Below are 14,433 nucleotides of genomic sequence, written 5' to 3'. Positions count from 1 at the left end.
GTTGCTCAGCTGCGCGGCCACCGCGGCCACCGCGGCCCAGACGATGCCGGCGGCGGCCAGCGCCGCACCCCAGGCCACCGACCCCGCGACCGGCAGGTCGGTGCCGAGCAGTGATGCGGTGCAGGCGATCCCGGCCACCGCCGACGCGCCGAAGGTCAGCAGCAGCGCACCGGTGAGCCCGGCGAACCGGCCGATGCTGGTGGCGCCCACGAGCTCCGCACGCCCGGTCTCCTCCTCGACCCTGGTGTGCCGGATGACCGTCAGCACGGCCGCGATGGCGATCATCGAATACATCGCCCCGGCCTTCCAGGTGCCGATGGATCCCAGCGAGGAGTTGAACACGGGGCCGTACATGGCCAGCAGCGCTGGACTTGCCGCGGTGGTCGCGGCGAAGCTGTCGAGCTGCTGCTGGGTGCTGTAGAGGTCCTTGATGGAGACGATCTGCAGCGCCGGCATCAGCCCGATCAGCAGCGACCACAGCGGTGCGATGATCCGGTCGCGACGCAGGTACAGCCGCAGCATCTGCCCGGTGCCCGCGAATTCCCCTGCGGTGCGGGTGGTTCCGAGGAACCCGGGGGAGGCGGCGATGGTGGTCATGCCCGCACCTTCTCTCCGGTGGCCGCGTCGTCGGCCTCGACGTGGTAGTGCCGCAGGAACAGGTCCTCGAGCGTCGGCGGTGCGCTGGTGAGGCTGCGCACGCCCGCGTCGCCCAGCACTTGGATCAGCCGGCCGAGGTGATCGGCGTCGACCTGGCAGCGCAGGGTCGACCCGTCGCGTTCCACGTCCTCGACGCCGGGCAGTGCGCCGACATCGCCCGGGTCGCCGATCAATTCGGCGGTGATCGCCGTGCGGCTCAGGTGCCGGAGCTGGTCGAGCGAACCGGATTCGACGGTGCGGCCGGCGCGGATGATGGTCACCCGATCGCAGAGATGCTCGACCTCGGACAGGATGTGACTCGACAGCAGTACCGTGGCCCCGCGGGCGGCGGCATCGCGGACGCAGCCCTGGAAGATCTGCTCCATCAGCGGGTCGAGGCCCGAGGTCGGCTCGTCGAGGATCAGCAGATCGGCATTCGCCGAAAAGGCCGACACCAGCGCGACTTTCTGCCGGTTGCCCTTGGAGTAGGTGCGGGCCTTCTTGGTCGGGTCCAGCTCGAACCGCTCGATCAGCTCGGCGCGGCGGGTCTCGTCGATGCCGCCGCGCATCCGGGCGAGCAGGTCGATCGTCTCGCCGCCCGACAGTGACGGCCAGAGCGTGACATCGCCTGGCACATAAGCGATCCGGTGGTGCAGGGCGACCGCGTCGGTCCACGGGTCGCGGCCGAACAGGGCCGCCTCGCCGCCGGAGGCGCGCAGGACGCCGAGCAGGACGCGAATGGTGGTGGATTTGCCCGCGCCGTTGGGGCCGAGGAAACCGTGGATCTCGCCGGGACCGACGTGCAGGTCCAGTCCGTCGAGCGCGGCGAATCGGCCGAAAGTCTTACGCAGGTCATGGACTTCGATGACCCGATCGGTGGTGGGGGAGGGCATCGTCTACTCCTCGATGAGGCTGTCGAGCAGAGTCGAATCGGTCAGCATGCCTTGGGTGTAGAGCTCGAGCGCCGGGAAGGTGGTCAGGTCCGACAGGTCCCGGATCGCCTTGCGGTAGTCGAGCTTTCCCTCGCGCTGCATTCGCATCTGCAGATAGAGGTTGGTGGCTCCGATGTGGCAGAGCACGACGTATCTGGCCCGGGCCGCGGGATCGCGGCTCGGTTTGAGCTGGCCCGCCTCGACGGCGGCCTGCATGTAGTCCTGCGCGTCGGCGACCATGTGTTCGAGCAGGGACTCGGCCAGCGCGCCGCCGGCTTGGAAGCTGCGCAGGATGTAGGCGAGCAGCGGGGCGTAGATCTCGATCTCGGCCAGGGCGCTGAGCATTCCGGCGGCACCCTGTGTGCGGATGACGCGCAGCTTCTCGTCGCGAATGAGCTCGAGCACGCGATCGTCGCAGGCGGCGCGCAGTCCGTCCTTGGAACCGAAGTGATGGTTCACCAGGCCGGGTGACACTCCGGCCGCCGCGGCGATCGCCCGGACGCCGACGCCGAAACCCTGTTCTCCGAACAGGTCGATCGCGGTGTCGCGAATGCGGGCCATGGTCGTCAGATCGGCGGAGGATCCTTGCGGTACGGGCTGTTGGCTGAACACATGTTCAATATACTAAACACTCGTTCAATCCACGAGCAAGGTTTCGCGGCGACCAGTTTTCCAATCAATGTTTGAAATAGTGATTGAAACGGTGATGGAAATCTGGTTGGCTGCCGGTATGGGATCACTCGGGACGAGGGCTCGCGACGCGCGCTCGGTGGAGACACGCGAGCGGCTGCTCGCCGCGGCGGAGGAACTGCTGCTGGCGCAGCCCTCGACGGAGGTCTCGGTGCGGGCGGTGTGCGCTGCGGCCGAGACCAATCCGGCGGCGGTGCACTATCACTTCGGGAGCAAGGACGCGCTGGTCGCCGCGTTGCTCGAGGCCCGGCTGGCGCCGCTGTGGACCGAACGACTCGGCGCGGCGGCCCAGCGCGAGGCCGAACTCGCCGAGGTGGTGGACGCGGTGATCGGACCGCTGACCGACCTGGCCGCCGATCCGCGCGGCCGGCTGTACCTGCGGCTGCTCGCGGAACTGGTGCTGGGCCGGCGCGACGTGGGCTGGACCGGGGACTGGTTCCAGCTCGACACCTGGGTGCGATTCCTTCCCGACCTCGACCCCGCCGAGGCGCAGCGGCGCTGGCTGCTCGCGTTCGAGGTGCTGATCATGCGCTTCGGCGCGGGACACCCACCGTCGCAGGGCAGCGTCGGCACCCTGCGCGATTTCGTGCTGGCCGGACTCGACGGGCCGGGTGCGCGATGACCGACATCTTCACCCCGGCGAAGCTGGGCCCGATCACCCTGCGCAACCGCGTGATCAAGGCCGCCACCTTCGAAGGCCGCACCCCGGACGCGCTGGTCACCGACGAACTGGTGGAATTTCATCGCCGCATCGCCGCGGGCGGTGTCGGCCTGTCCACGGTCGCCTACTGCGCGGTCGCGCCCGAGGGGCGCACCGACCGGCATCAGATCTGGATGCGACCCGACGCGGTGCCGGGACTGCGCCGGCTCACCGACGCGATCCACGCCGAGGGCGCCGCGGCGTCGGCCCAGATCGGGCACGCGGGGCCGGTGGCCAACGCCGCGTCCAATCGCTTGCCCGCGCTGTCGCCGAGCAGACTGTTCTCCCCCCTGGGGATGCGGATGACCCGGCGACCCGATGCCGAGGGCATCGCCGAACTGGTCGCCGCGCACGTGCGCAGCGCGCTGCTGGCCGAGGAGGCCGGGTTCGACGCCGTGGAAATCCATTTCGGCCACAACTATCTGGTGAGCGCCTTCCTGAGCCCGCTGCTCAACCGGCGCCGCGACGACTACGGCGGCAGCCTGGTCAACCGGGCACGGCTGGCCAGGCAGATCGCCGAGGGGGTGGCCGGCGCGGTCGGGGGCCGGCTGGCCGTGCTGGCCAAACTCAACATGGACGACGGGGTCGCCGGTGGGCTGCGCCCGGTCGAGTCCGTGCGGGTCGCACAGCTGCTGGAAGCCGACGGGACACTCGACGCGCTCGAACTGACCGCGGGCAGCTCGCTGCTCAACCCCATGCTCTACTTCCACGGCGACCCGCCCCGGCGGGCCTTCGCCCGCGCCTTCCGGCCGCCGCTGAGCTGGGGACTGCGCGTGGCCGGCCCGGTGTTCCTGCGCGAGTACCCCTACCGCAGTGCCTATCTGCTCGAGCGCGCCCGCCTGTTCCGGTCGGCCCTGCGCATGCCACTGGTCCTGCTCGGCGGCATCACCGACTACGACGGCATGCGCCTGGCCCGCACCGAGGGCTTCGAGTTCGTCGCGATGGGCCGCGCCCTGCTGTGCGAACCCGATCTCCCACGCCGGATCGCGGCCGAGACCACGACCACCGCCGCCTGCACCCACTGCAACGAGTGCATGCCGACCATCTTCACCGGCACCCGCTGTGTGCTGCCGATCGCCGAGGGAACCCTGTCGTGAGAATCGCCGTCACCGGTGGCACCGGGTATCTCGGCGCGCCCACGGTCGCCGCGCTGCTCGCGGACGGTCACGAGATCCAGCTGCTGGTCCACCCCGGCGAATCCCTGGACCGATGGTGGCCGGAATTCGCGCAGGACCGCGACCGCATCACCGTCCTGCGCGGCGACCTGCGCGACAGCGACACGATCACCACGCTGCTCGACGGCTGCGCGGCGGTGCTGCACGCGGCAGGCATCGTGGCCACCGACGACCGCCGCGAATCGCTGATGTGGCAGGTCAACGTCGATGCCACCGCGGAGATCCTGTGCCGCGCGGCCCTGGCCGGACTCGATCCCATCGTGCACGTGGCCAGCTACAGTGCGCTGTTCCCCTGCCCGGATCCGGTCATGACCCCGGACAGTCCCACCGCGACCGGGCGCAGCGCCTACGGTCGCACCAAGTCCGCCGCCGACCGGGTCGCGCGGGCACTCCAGCGCAGCGGTGCGCCGGTGGTGATCACCTACCCCTCGAGTGTGATCGGGCCGGGTTTGGCCGGCACCCGCGGCATCACCGAGCGCGGCTGGAACACCATGCTGCGCAGTGGATTCGCGCCCCGGCTCGACGGCGGAATGGCGATGATCGACGTCCGCGACGTAGCCGAGCTGCACGCGGTGGCGATGCTGCCGGGTCAGGGCCCGCGCCGGTATCTGTGTGGCGGGCACCAGGTCCCCTTCGACACGGCCATCGACCTGCTCGCCGCCGCGTCCGGACAGCGGATCCGCCGGATTCCGGTGCGCCCCGGCCTGTTCCGGGCGCTGGGCCGGGCCGCCGACGTCGCCTCGCGATTCGTCGAGGTCGACGCCGCGTTCGGCTACGAGGCGGCGTGGCTGCTCACCTCCGACACCCCGACCGACGACTCGGCCGCGCTGAGCGAGCTCGGCGTGAGCTGGCGGCCCACCGAAGTGTCGATGCGGGACATGTTCCTCGGCTGAGACGCGGCGTCGGCGCGATGTGAGGGAGAACGCGAATCCGTCGCCGGGCGCGATGCACGGATTATGGTCGAAGTATGGCTACCGGCATTTCGACGACGGCAGAACATCTCCGCGCAGCGCTGGACGGACCGTGGCGCGAGGTCAGAGACCAGGCGCGAGTCCAGCTCGCCGACGACCGCTTCACCGGCGATCCCGAACTCGACATCCACGCCGCGCGGGCCCGCGTGCTCGACCAGATGCGGGTCATCGCGACCATGGGCTATCCGGAGCGTGGCTTCCGCTCCGAGAACGGCGGCACCGGCGATCCGGGTGGTGCCGTGACCGGGTTGGAGATGCTGGCCTACGCCGATCTGTCCCTGTGGGTGAAATCCGGCGTGCAGTGGGGTCTGTTCGGTGGCGCCGTGGAGAACCTGGGCACCGAACGCCACCGCGAGTACATCAAGCGGCTGATCACCCTGGATCTACTCGGCTGCTTCGCGATGACCGAGTCCGGGCACGGCAGCGACGTCGCCAATCTCGAGACCACGGCCACCTACGACCCGGCCACCCAGGAATTCGTGATCCACACCCCGACCCCGTCGGCGCGCAAGGACTACATCGGCGGCGCGGCGGTACACGCGCGGATGGCCGCGGTGTTCGCCCAGCTGATCACGGGTGGCGAGAGCAAGGGCGTGCACTGCCTGCTCGTCCCGATCCGCGACGAGCTCGGCGCCGACCTGCCCGGCGTGACCACCTACGACGACGGGCTCAAGGGCGGCCTGCCCGGTGTGGACAACGGCCGCATCGTGTTCGACCACGTCCGGATCCCCCGGGAGAACCTGCTCAACCGCTACGCCGACGTCGAGCCCGACGGCACCTACACCTCCGAGATCGAGAACCCGAGCCGCCGCTTCTTCACCACCCTGGGCACCCTGGTGCGTGGCCGGGTGAGCGTCGGCGGCGCGGCCGCGGCGGGCGCGCGCGTGGCGCTGAGCATCGCGGTGCGCTACGCGCTGGCCCGGCGCCAGTTCGCCGATCCCGACACCGGCGCGGAAACGCTGCTGATGGATTACCGCAGCCACCAGCGCAGGCTGCTGCCGCTGGTCGCGAAGTCCTTCGCGCTGGCCTTCGCCCAGAACGACCTGGTGCGCCGGATGGACCTCGTACAGAGCGGCCGCGAGATCGAGCCGGGCGCCCAGCGCGCGCTGGAGAAGCGCGCCGCCGGCTTCAAGGTCGCCCAGACCCGGCACGCCACCCGGGCCATCCAGGAATGTCGCGAAGCCTGCGGCGGTGCGGGCTATCTCACCGAGAACCGGCTCGTCACCCTCAAGGCCGACACGGATGTGTTCACCACCTTCGAAGGCGACAATGTCGTCCTCACCCAGCTCGTCGCCAAGGAACTGCTCACCGCCTACTCCGACGAGGTCCGCGACCTCGACGCCATGGGCTGGGTGAAATTCGCCGCCACCATGGCCGGTGACGTGGTGCGCAAGCGATCCGGGGTGCGCCAGCTGATCCAGACCCTGCGCGATCGCTCCGACGAGTCCGTCGACGAGGGCGACCTGTCCAAGCGCTCGGTCCAGCTGCAGCTGTTTGCCGATCGCGAGGACTACCTGCTGCGGACAGCGGCGCACCGGCTGCGTGCCAGGGCGGCCGACACCGGCCCGTTCGAGGCGTTCAACAACGCCCAGGACCACATCCTCGCCGCCGGCGCCGCGCACATCGACCGGCTGGTGCTCGAGGAATTCGTCGACGGGATCGCCGAGATCGAGGACCCCGACGCCAAGGCGCTCGCCGAGACCGTCTGCGACCTCTACGTGTACTCGACGCTGGAGGAGAACCTGTCCTGGTACATCATGCACCGGTTCATGTCCGTGGAGCGGGCCAAGGCGGTGCGCCGCGGGGTGAACGAACTCGTCGACCGGCTGCGGCCGGACGCGCTGACCCTGGTCGAGGCGATGGGTGTGCCGGAGACCATGCTGCGCGCCGAGATGCTGCACGACGCCAGCGTTTTCGACCGGACCTAGCGCACCGCGGCGCGCAGCGCCTCGGCGAGCCAACACAGTGCCGCTACCAGCGCGGTCGCCGCGGCCGCCCCACCGAGGACATCGGTGGGGCGGTGATAGCCGAGGACGACCATGCCGGGCGTGATCGCGAGCAGGGCGAGCACGGTGAGCGCCGCGACCGTGATGCGCGCGGTGCGCGCTGTCACCAGACACGCGAACGTCGTTGCGACAGCGACCAAGTGGACCGTGTGGCCGCTCGGATAGGCGAGGTAGTCGTGCATCTGCCTGTCCCACAACGGTTTCAGCACCACCGTGTTGATCGCCAGGGCGAGCTCGGGCACCACGAGCATGGTCAGCGCCGCCCACCACCGGCGGCGCACCGCGAACCAGCCGACCGCCGCCAGCAGCACCGCGAGCACCACCGGGGCGTTGCTCGGCGCGACCAGCACCTCGGCCAGACCGGGGGAGACAGTCGCGGCGATCGGGTCGGCGACGGCCGCGTCCAGTCCGGACGGTCCGTCGTCGGCGGGGAAGGTCAGCGGGAGCGCGGCGGTGAGCGCGGTGCCCGCGCCGATGGCCGTCGCGCGGACGACGGTGGCGGTCCGGGCGGGAGCGGGGTCGATCACCGATGCGACGATAGCCGCCGCGCGGGGCTGTCTCAGGCGGGACCGTAGGTGAGCACCGCGGTCACCACGAACCACAGCACCCACACGATCGCCACGATCATGCCGATCGCCAGGGTGATCCGCAGGAACGCGCGGCCGAAGTCCAGGTCGCCGCCGACCCGCGGGTACAGCTTCCACGGGCTGTACCAGGGCGCCACCAACCCGCGCGAGGCCAGCTCCTGCTCGCGCTGGGCCTGTTCCTCGGCATACTGCTCGGCCTGGGCCTGGGTGGGGCCACCGTGCCACAGCGTGACGTCGATCGGGCCCAGGAAACCCTCGTTGAGCAGGTCCTGCGGGGCGGGCAGGAACGGCAGGATGCCCAGCCCGCGGAACGCGATGGCGATGTCGTTGGCCGTCCAGAGGTTGTGTTCCTTGGCGGCCAGCATCTCGAAGTACTGCTCGAGCCGGTGTGGATCGTCGGTGACGATGACATCGAAACTCGGATCGTTCCAGCCCTGGTGGATGTCGATCTGCGCGCCCGGCTGCGGCACGATCACGCCGAGCCCGTGCACCGCCCGCTGGCCGAGCCCGCGCGCGGCGAGATAGTCCTGCAGCGCGAAGGTGTGTTCCCGTGAGCGCTCCAGCGGCGTCGACTTCTCCCCGCCGGTGAACTGGGCGAGCTCGCCGGAGACCATCCACGGGCCGTTGAGCGGGATCTCCAGCACGCCGTCCTGCGCCACGGCGAAGGTCTCGGCCTCGATGATCACGCAGCTGGTCGGGGTCCACACCACCGCGTCGAGCTGGTGCAGCCGGTCGTTGTGGAACAGGCCGCAGTTGATCGTGGCGACGCCGTGCGGGCTGGACGGATCCTTCCACGTGCGCAGCCAATCGATCAGTGCCAGCTCGGCATCGGTGCCTGCCGCATTCTGCACGCGCACGAGCATGGAGTCCGCCCTTCTGGGTCGTTGGCGCCGCGGGCCGAGAACCGTTGGCGTACATCGTAGCTCGACAATCGATGGATGCCCGGCAGGATGCCGGTGGTGTTCAGCTCGGTTCGGCGGCGATCTTGCCCGCCGAAACGGCGGCGACCAGTTCGGCGTGATCGGCCTCGGTCCGGTCGGCATAACGTACCGCGTAGGCGGCCACCGCCTCGTCGAACGCCTCGCCGTCGTCGTCGAGATAGCCGGCCAGCGTGCGCGGGTCCAGCGACCGCGAGTGCGCCCTGGCCAGCAGCGCGCCCGCGAGCCTGCCGTAGTCGTCGAGATCGTCGGCCGAGAGCCCGGCCGGGTCGATGCTGCCCTTGAGATTGCGGAACTGACGGACGATGAACGGCAGCGGCTCGTCGAGCTCCACGGTGGTCCAGCCGAGCAGGATGTCGGTCTCGGACTGCACGCTGCGCGCGCCTGCGACGATCCGCTCGCCCTCGTGCCGCGGCGCGACCGGTGGCAGGAAGGGCGCCAGCGCGGACGGCCTGGCCTGCTTGACCTGCAGCACCAGCGACTCGCCGTCGTTACCGTGTAGCAGCGCCACGTAGCTGTGCAGGCCGACGCTGCCGGTGCCGACGATCCGGAAGGCCACATCCGAGACCGCGAAGCGCGCCAGCAGCGCACGCCGCGACTCGCGGATAGTGCCCGCGTAGCGCTGCAGCCCGTCGATCACGGCGTCGGCGACCGGCTCCTCGACCGGGGTCAGGATCGGCGGATCGCTGACGAAGCGGTGCTTGCTGATGCCGGTCTCGTGATCGTCGAGGTGCTCGGTCCACTTCGCCACCACCTTGGCACTGGTGTTCTTGCGGGCCTTCTTGGCGGCCTTCTTGAAGTCGTCGATCAGGTCGTCGGCCTTGGCCTTGCCCAGGATCGACTCGTCGGGCAGCGCGGTCCAGGACTGCATGAACGGCATCTCGGCGAGCTCGGCGGCGGTCTGCCGGTAGAAGCGGGCGGCGTCGCGCGCGGCGCGTACGCAGTCGTCCTCGTCGGCGCCGCTCTCCCGCCCGGCCAGCACCAGGCTGGCGGCCAGCCGCTCGAGATCCCACTCCCACGGGCCGAGCACGGTCTCGTCGAAATCGTTGATGTCCATCACGATCTCGCCGCGCTGGGTGCCGTAGAGGCCGAAGTTGGCGGCGTGGGCGTCACCGCAGATCTGGGCGGTCAGCCCGCTGTCGGGGCCTGCGGCCAGGTCGGCGGCCATCAACCCGGCGGCGCCGCGGAAGAAGGTGAACGGGGACGCGGTCATCCGGCCGATCCGCAGCGGGATCAGCCGCTCGATCCGGCCCTGGTTGCTCGCCTCGACGAACTCGAGCACCGTCGGCCGGTCGGGGCTTTCGACGGCCCGGTCGCGGGCGTCGACGGGCACGCGCTGCCGGGCTGCGCGGCCGCGCTCACGGGCGTCCTCGGCGGAGACGTAGGAGCGCAGATCTGGACCACTGTCGGACACAACTGCCCAGGCTAGCGGGTCGGCGGGCGGTGGGCATCGCGACCGCGCGGCAATCGGACACGCCCGACGATTTTCGGCGTGGCCGGATGGCGCGATCAGGGGTCGGTGCGGTATGCAGGGGCGTGGCAACCGAATCGGGAACGCCGGGCACCAACGACACCGAAACCGGTGGCGTGTTCAGCGACCGCATCCTGACCGTGCCCAATGTGCTCAGCCTGCTCCGGCTGATCGGAATCCCGATATTCCTGTGGTTGATGCTGGTCCGCCATGCCGACGGCTGGGCGTTCACATTGCTGATCGCCAGCGGTGTCACCGATTTCCTCGACGGCAAACTCGCCCGTCTGCTCGACCAGTCCTCCCGGCTGGGCGCGCTGCTCGATCCGCTCGTCGACCGGTTATACCTCGTGACGACACTCGTGGCGTTCGTCGCACGCGGGCTGATCCCGTGGTGGATCGCCGTGATCCTGATCGGTCGCGATCTGGTACTCACCGTGACCCTGTCGGTATACAAGCGCCGTGACCTGCCCGCGCCCGAGGTGATCTACCTGGGCAAGGCGGCGACCTTCGCGCTGATGTCGGCCCTGCCGTGGCTGCTCACGGGGGAGATGGACTGGGCAGGGGCGGGTTTCGGCTGGGCCTTCGGCTGGGCACTGCTGATCTGGGGCACCGCGCTCTACGTCTGGACGGGGGCGCTCTACGCGGGGCTGGCGGTCGCGGTCGCGCGATCGATACCGCCTGTGCCGCACCGTGGGAGCTAGTCGATACTGTTGCGTGCAACGTTGACGACGAAAGGACGTCCTGTGACCCGGACCCCTGAGGATCTGCGCTACACCGAAGAGCACGAGTGGGTGCGGCGGACCGGCCCCACGGCGGTTCGTGTGGGCATCACCGACTACGCCCAGTCACAGCTGGGTGACGTCGTGTTCGTCCAGCTGCCCGATGTCGACAAGGATGTGACCGCGGGGGAGAGCATCGCCGAGGTCGAGTCGACCAAGAGCGTCTCCGACATCTATGCCCCGCTGGGCGGGAAAGTCGTTGCGGTGAACGAGGATCTGGTCTCGGAGCCGGAGACGCTCAACAGCGATCCGTACGACGCGGGCTGGCTGTTCGAGCTCGCCTTCGACGATGCGGCAACCCTCGATTCCGCACTCGGTGAACTGCTGGATGCGGCGGGTTATCAAGGAGTTATCGGGGGCTGAGCAAGCCTTCACAGTTCTCCCTGCACGGGTACGCCCCGGCAGGGTACGGTCAAAGCCAAGCGGATACGTCGGGGAATCGACGCCGGGATCTTTTTTCCTGGCGATGTGATCGCGCCGGTCGTGTCGCCGAATACAGCACCTGCTTGCATGGATAATCAGGTTCGAGGAGGAGAGAAACGGTGAGCGAGAACAGGGACCCGGGTTACGGGGAGACCGCGGCCGAGACGACGTCGGTCTTCCGCGCGGACTTCCTCAACGAGGTCGACGCGTCGCGCTCCGGAGAGCCGACCGGCGAACAGCCGGTGCAGGGCGTCGAGGGCCTGCCGGTCGGCGCGGCCCTCCTGGTGGTCAAGCGCGGCCCGAACGCGGGCTCGCGTTTTCTGCTGGATCAGCCGACCACCTCGGCCGGTCGCCATCCCGACAGTGACATCTTTCTCGACGACGTCACCGTCAGCCGCCGGCACGCGGAGTTCCGTCAGGACGACGACTCGTTCCAGGTCGTCGATGTGGGCAGCCTCAACGGCACCTACGTCAACCGGGAGCCGGTGGACTCCTCGGAGCTGCAGAACGGCGACGAGGTCCAGATCGGCAAGTTCCGGCTGGTCTTCCTGACCGGTCCGCGCGCGCAGGCGAACGAGTCGGCGTCGGGCGCGGGGTCGCGATGACCCCTACGGTGCTGGTGTCCGTGAAGGGCGCAGTGCTGTGACGGGGGCGGCGCAGTGGGCGCGCGGAGGAATGTCGATCGGCTCCGTGCTCGACCTGCTGCGACCAGATTTTCCTGATATCACCATCTCGAAGATCCGGTTCCTCGAATCCGAGGGCCTGATCCGGCCGGAACGAACGCCGTCGGGTTACCGGCGGTTCTCGGTGGCCGATTACGAGCGGCTGCGTTTCGTGCTGACCGCGCAACGCGATCAGTACCTGCCGCTGAAGGTGATCAAGGAGCAGCTCGAAGCGATCGACAGTGGTGCGGCGACCCTGGGCGTGCGTGAAGCGCGTGCCAGGGCGCACTCCCACCACAGCGCCGCGGAGGCCGGGCAGTCGCTGTCCGGCGCCGCGCGTGCCGACGGCGAGGCCACGCCGGCGCCGCCGCGTCGGCTGGGCGTTGTTCCCGGCGAGATCACCCCCGACGAATTGCGCGTCGATGTCGGGGTCCGGCTCACCCGGGCAGATCTGCTCGCCAAGGCGGGCATCGACGACCGTTTCCTCGACGACCTGCTACGCGCCGGACTGATCGTCCCCGGTGCCGGCGGTTTCTTCGAATCCGACGCGGTGACGCTGGCGCACGCGGCAAAGTCGATGGCCGAGTTCGGTCTGGAAGCCCGGCACCTGCGCGCGTTCAAACTGGCCGCCGACCGCGAGGCGGCTCTGGTCGCCCAGATCGCCGCGCCGATCGCCAAGAGTCGCGACGCCGACGCGCGTGCCCGCGCCGAGGAGACCGTCCGCGAACTGGCGGCATTGTCGCTGAACTTGCACGCGGCACTGGTGAAGGCGGCCGTACGGGCCGCCCTCGGCAACTGACACACCCGACCGCCGGATCGGGTATCACCCCGGCAACACGCCGATTTCGGCTCGGGCGTCCTCGTTGCACCGCCCGGAATTCGCCTAGACTCATGGGTACGGCGAGCTGGGCAGCGGTCCTGCCGGCCGGCGGCGAGTATGGGAGGCAGACAACTCATGAGCGAGATGCGCGTCATCGGCATCCGTGTCGAGCAGCCACAGAACCAGCCCGTGCTGCTGCTGCGGGAAGCGGCGGGCGAGCGTTACCTGCCGATCTGGATCGGGCAGGCCGAGGCCACCGCGATCGTGCTCGAGCAGGAGGGCGTCACGCCGATCCGTCCGCTCACTCACGATTTGATCAAGATTCTGATCACCGAACTCGGCCACACCCTCAAGGAAGTGCGGATCGTCGATCTGCAGGAGGGCACCTTCTACGCCGATCTGGTCTTCGACGGCGACCTGCGGGTCTCGGCGCGGCCGTCGGATTCGGTGGCCATCGCGTTGCGGGTTGGCTGCCCGATCTTCGCCGAGGAACCGGTCCTGGCCGAGGCCGGGCTGGTGATGCCCGACGAGCGCGAGGACGAGGTGGAGAAGTTCAAGGAGTTCCTCGAGTCCGTCTCGCCCGACGACTTCAAGGCCACCGACAGCTGATTCACATCACGATCTTCTAGACCTGAAGTAGAGGTCGAGGGAATCGCCGCGCGCGGTGCTTGGTGCGACAACGGTGCAGGTCCGACAATGGCAGGAGTAACCTCGAAAGTCGGGCAACATCCGTCGTGACTCCGGTACGCGAGAACGTCGGCAGAGCAAGGAGTGGTCAGTGGAAGAGCAATCGCAGGATGTGGTGCAGCCTGGCTTGTTCCCGGACGACTCGGTTCCGGACGATCTGGTCGGTTACCGGGTGCCGAGCGCGTGTCAGGTCGCGGGCATCACCTACCGTCAGCTCGACTACTGGGCGCGCACCGGGCTGGTCGTGCCGTCGATCCGTGGCGCCGCCGGGTCGGGCAGTCAGCGGCTGTATTCGTTCAAGGACATCCTGGTCCTCAAGATCGTGAAGCGACTGCTGGACGCGGGCGTCTCTTTACAGAACATCCGGATCGCCGTCGATCATCTGCGCAGCCGCGGCGTGCAGGATCTGGCCGGGATCACGTTGTTCTCCGACGGGACCACGGTGTACGAGTGCACCTCGCCCGAGGAAGTCGTCGATTTACTGCAGGGCGGGCAGGGTGTCTTCGGGATCGCGGTCAGCGGCGCCATGCGGGAACTGACCGGGGCGATCGCCGACTTCCCGGCCGAACGGGCCACCGAGATCACCGATCGACCCGAGGACGAGCTGTCCTACCGCCGCAAGGTGCGGGAGAACCGTAAGACCGGGTAGTGACGAGCACTACACCCCCGGCGTGCCCCAGGTGGCGCGGCCGGGGGTTTGCTGCATCTAGACTTGATGACGCGTCGCCGCCGTGCGGGAGAGTCCTGGATTCGTGAGAGTCCGGGCGCCGAAGGAGCAGCACCTCCCCGTCAATCTCTCAGGCAACAGGGACCGCACGGTGATTCGACGCCTCTGGAAAGCGGTGGCTTCTGGCTGCCCGCCCACGGGGAAAGGGGCACGGCCGTCCGCGGTCGGGTCACCGAATCTCTCAGGCGCCACGACAGAGGGGGAGGGCTGGTACCCGTCGACCACCTGG

At 69.2% G+C, this 14,433-nt stretch carries 15 protein-coding genes, 1 pseudogene and 1 riboswitch; of the genes and pseudogenes, 10 read left to right on the top strand and 6 right to left on the bottom strand.

Translation table 11 applies throughout. The features are described 5' to 3' along the window. The 3 genes and pseudogenes from V8688_RS14430 to V8688_RS14420 form a co-directional block, all read right to left on the bottom strand. Window positions 1–597 (bottom strand): annotated as a pseudogene (locus tag V8688_RS14430) (ABC transporter permease); the annotation flags it as partial. After that, window positions 594–1,529: an ABC transporter ATP-binding protein gene (locus V8688_RS14425; protein WP_218716397.1), complete on the bottom strand. Its 936-nt coding sequence runs from the start codon at window positions 1,527–1,529 to the stop codon at window positions 594–596. The gene V8688_RS14425 and the pseudogene V8688_RS14430, both read right to left, overlap by 4 nt. A 3-nt stretch (window positions 1,530–1,532) precedes the next feature. Continuing rightward, window positions 1,533–2,180, bottom strand: coding sequence for a TetR family transcriptional regulator (locus V8688_RS14420; RefSeq protein WP_308248356.1), 648 nt, complete (start codon window positions 2,178–2,180; stop codon window positions 1,533–1,535). Between the two features lie 118 nt (window positions 2,181–2,298). Between V8688_RS14420 and V8688_RS14415 the strand changes: the two genes are divergently transcribed. The 4 genes from V8688_RS14415 (at window position 2,299) to V8688_RS14400 (ending at window position 7,032) form a co-directional block, all read left to right on the top strand. After that, on the top strand, window positions 2,299–2,880 hold the full coding sequence (locus V8688_RS14415) for a TetR/AcrR family transcriptional regulator (protein WP_218716396.1): 582 nt from the start codon (window positions 2,299–2,301) through the stop codon (window positions 2,878–2,880). Next, window positions 2,877–4,055 (top strand): NADH:flavin oxidoreductase, encoded by a 1,179-nt coding sequence (locus tag V8688_RS14410; protein WP_218716395.1) that lies wholly within the window; start codon window positions 2,877–2,879, stop codon window positions 4,053–4,055. Before V8688_RS14415 ends, V8688_RS14410 begins: the two co-directional genes overlap by 4 nt. Beyond that, window positions 4,052–5,026, top strand: coding sequence for an NAD-dependent epimerase/dehydratase family protein (locus V8688_RS14405; RefSeq protein WP_218716394.1), 975 nt, complete (start codon window positions 4,052–4,054; stop codon window positions 5,024–5,026). The genes V8688_RS14410 and V8688_RS14405 overlap by 4 nt, the downstream gene beginning before the upstream one ends. 74 nt (window positions 5,027–5,100) lie before the next feature. Beyond that, window positions 5,101–7,032, top strand: coding sequence for an acyl-CoA dehydrogenase (locus tag V8688_RS14400; RefSeq protein ID WP_255586831.1), 1,932 nt, complete (start codon window positions 5,101–5,103; stop codon window positions 7,030–7,032). Here the strand turns inward: V8688_RS14400 and V8688_RS14395 are convergent. From V8688_RS14395 to V8688_RS14385, 3 genes are all read right to left on the bottom strand, one after another. Beyond that, window positions 7,029–7,637 carry a phosphatase PAP2 family protein gene (locus V8688_RS14395; RefSeq protein ID WP_342801014.1) on the bottom strand — a complete coding sequence of 203 codons (609 nt, stop codon included), beginning with the start codon at window positions 7,635–7,637 and terminating at the stop codon, window positions 7,029–7,031. The genes V8688_RS14400 and V8688_RS14395 overlap by 4 nt on opposite strands. A gap of 32 nt (window positions 7,638–7,669) precedes the next feature. Continuing rightward, a complete protein-coding gene (locus V8688_RS14390) occupies window positions 7,670–8,548 on the bottom strand; it encodes a nuclease-related domain-containing protein (protein ID WP_308248354.1) in 879 nt (292 codons plus the stop codon). A gap of 112 nt (window positions 8,549–8,660) precedes the next feature. Beyond that, window positions 8,661–10,049 carry a DUF2252 domain-containing protein gene (locus V8688_RS14385; RefSeq protein WP_218716392.1) on the bottom strand — a complete coding sequence of 463 codons (1,389 nt, stop codon included), beginning with the start codon at window positions 10,047–10,049 and terminating at the stop codon, window positions 8,661–8,663. A gap of 122 nt (window positions 10,050–10,171) precedes the next feature. Here V8688_RS14385 and V8688_RS14380 point away from each other — a divergent pair, with 122 nt between their 5' ends. The 6 genes from V8688_RS14380 (at window position 10,172) to V8688_RS14355 (ending at window position 14,126) form a co-directional block, all read left to right on the top strand. Further along, window positions 10,172–10,807 (top strand): CDP-alcohol phosphatidyltransferase family protein, encoded by a 636-nt coding sequence (locus V8688_RS14380; RefSeq protein WP_218716391.1) that lies wholly within the window; start codon window positions 10,172–10,174, stop codon window positions 10,805–10,807. A gap of 42 nt (window positions 10,808–10,849) precedes the next feature. Next, window positions 10,850–11,248: a glycine cleavage system protein GcvH gene (gene gcvH, locus V8688_RS14375; protein WP_316574680.1), complete on the top strand. Its 399-nt coding sequence runs from the start codon at window positions 10,850–10,852 to the stop codon at window positions 11,246–11,248. Between the two features lie 179 nt (window positions 11,249–11,427). Then, entirely contained in the window at window positions 11,428–11,913 is a 486-nt protein-coding gene (locus tag V8688_RS14370; protein ID WP_110041099.1) for an FHA domain-containing protein, read from the top strand. A 70-nt stretch (window positions 11,914–11,983) separates the two neighbouring features. Continuing rightward, the gene (locus V8688_RS14365) at window positions 11,984–12,769 is read left to right on the top strand and encodes a MerR family transcriptional regulator (RefSeq protein WP_218716389.1); all 786 of its coding nucleotides are present in this window, start codon (window positions 11,984–11,986) and stop codon (window positions 12,767–12,769) included. Window positions 12,770–12,925: 156 nt separating this feature from the next. Further along, window positions 12,926–13,399 (top strand): bifunctional nuclease family protein, encoded by a 474-nt coding sequence (locus tag V8688_RS14360; RefSeq protein ID WP_019046780.1) that lies wholly within the window; start codon window positions 12,926–12,928, stop codon window positions 13,397–13,399. Between the two features lie 169 nt (window positions 13,400–13,568). After that, window positions 13,569–14,126, top strand: a complete 558-nt coding sequence (locus V8688_RS14355; protein WP_218716388.1) for a MerR family transcriptional regulator — start codon at window positions 13,569–13,571, stop codon at window positions 14,124–14,126. Between the two features lie 75 nt (window positions 14,127–14,201). After that, window positions 14,202–14,301: riboswitch (glycine riboswitch) on the top strand. The last annotated feature ends 132 nt before the right edge of the window (window positions 14,302–14,433 follow it).

The organism is Nocardia sp. No.11 (assembly GCF_038752175.1).
GTDB lineage: Bacteria > Actinomycetota > Actinomycetes > Mycobacteriales > Mycobacteriaceae > Nocardia > Nocardia canadensis.
This window is presented reverse-complemented; position numbering and strand designations above follow the sequence as displayed.

What these genes read in the sequence shown, in the direction of transcription:
- V8688_RS14425 (WP_218716397.1), bottom strand. Translation starts at nt 1,529, where the DNA reads ATGCCCTCCCCCACCACCGATCGGGTCATCGAAGTCCATGACCTGCGT.
- V8688_RS14415 (WP_218716396.1), top strand. Translation starts at nt 2,299, where the DNA reads ATGGGATCACTCGGGACGAGGGCTCGCGACGCGCGCTCGGTGGAGACA.
- V8688_RS14410 (WP_218716395.1), top strand. Translation starts at nt 2,877, where the DNA reads ATGACCGACATCTTCACCCCGGCGAAGCTGGGCCCGATCACCCTGCGC.
- V8688_RS14400 (WP_255586831.1), top strand. Translation starts at nt 5,101, where the DNA reads ATGGCTACCGGCATTTCGACGACGGCAGAACATCTCCGCGCAGCGCTG.
- V8688_RS14365 (WP_218716389.1), top strand. Translation starts at nt 11,984, where the DNA reads ATGTCGATCGGCTCCGTGCTCGACCTGCTGCGACCAGATTTTCCTGAT.
- V8688_RS14360 (WP_019046780.1), top strand. Translation starts at nt 12,926, where the DNA reads ATGAGCGAGATGCGCGTCATCGGCATCCGTGTCGAGCAGCCACAGAAC.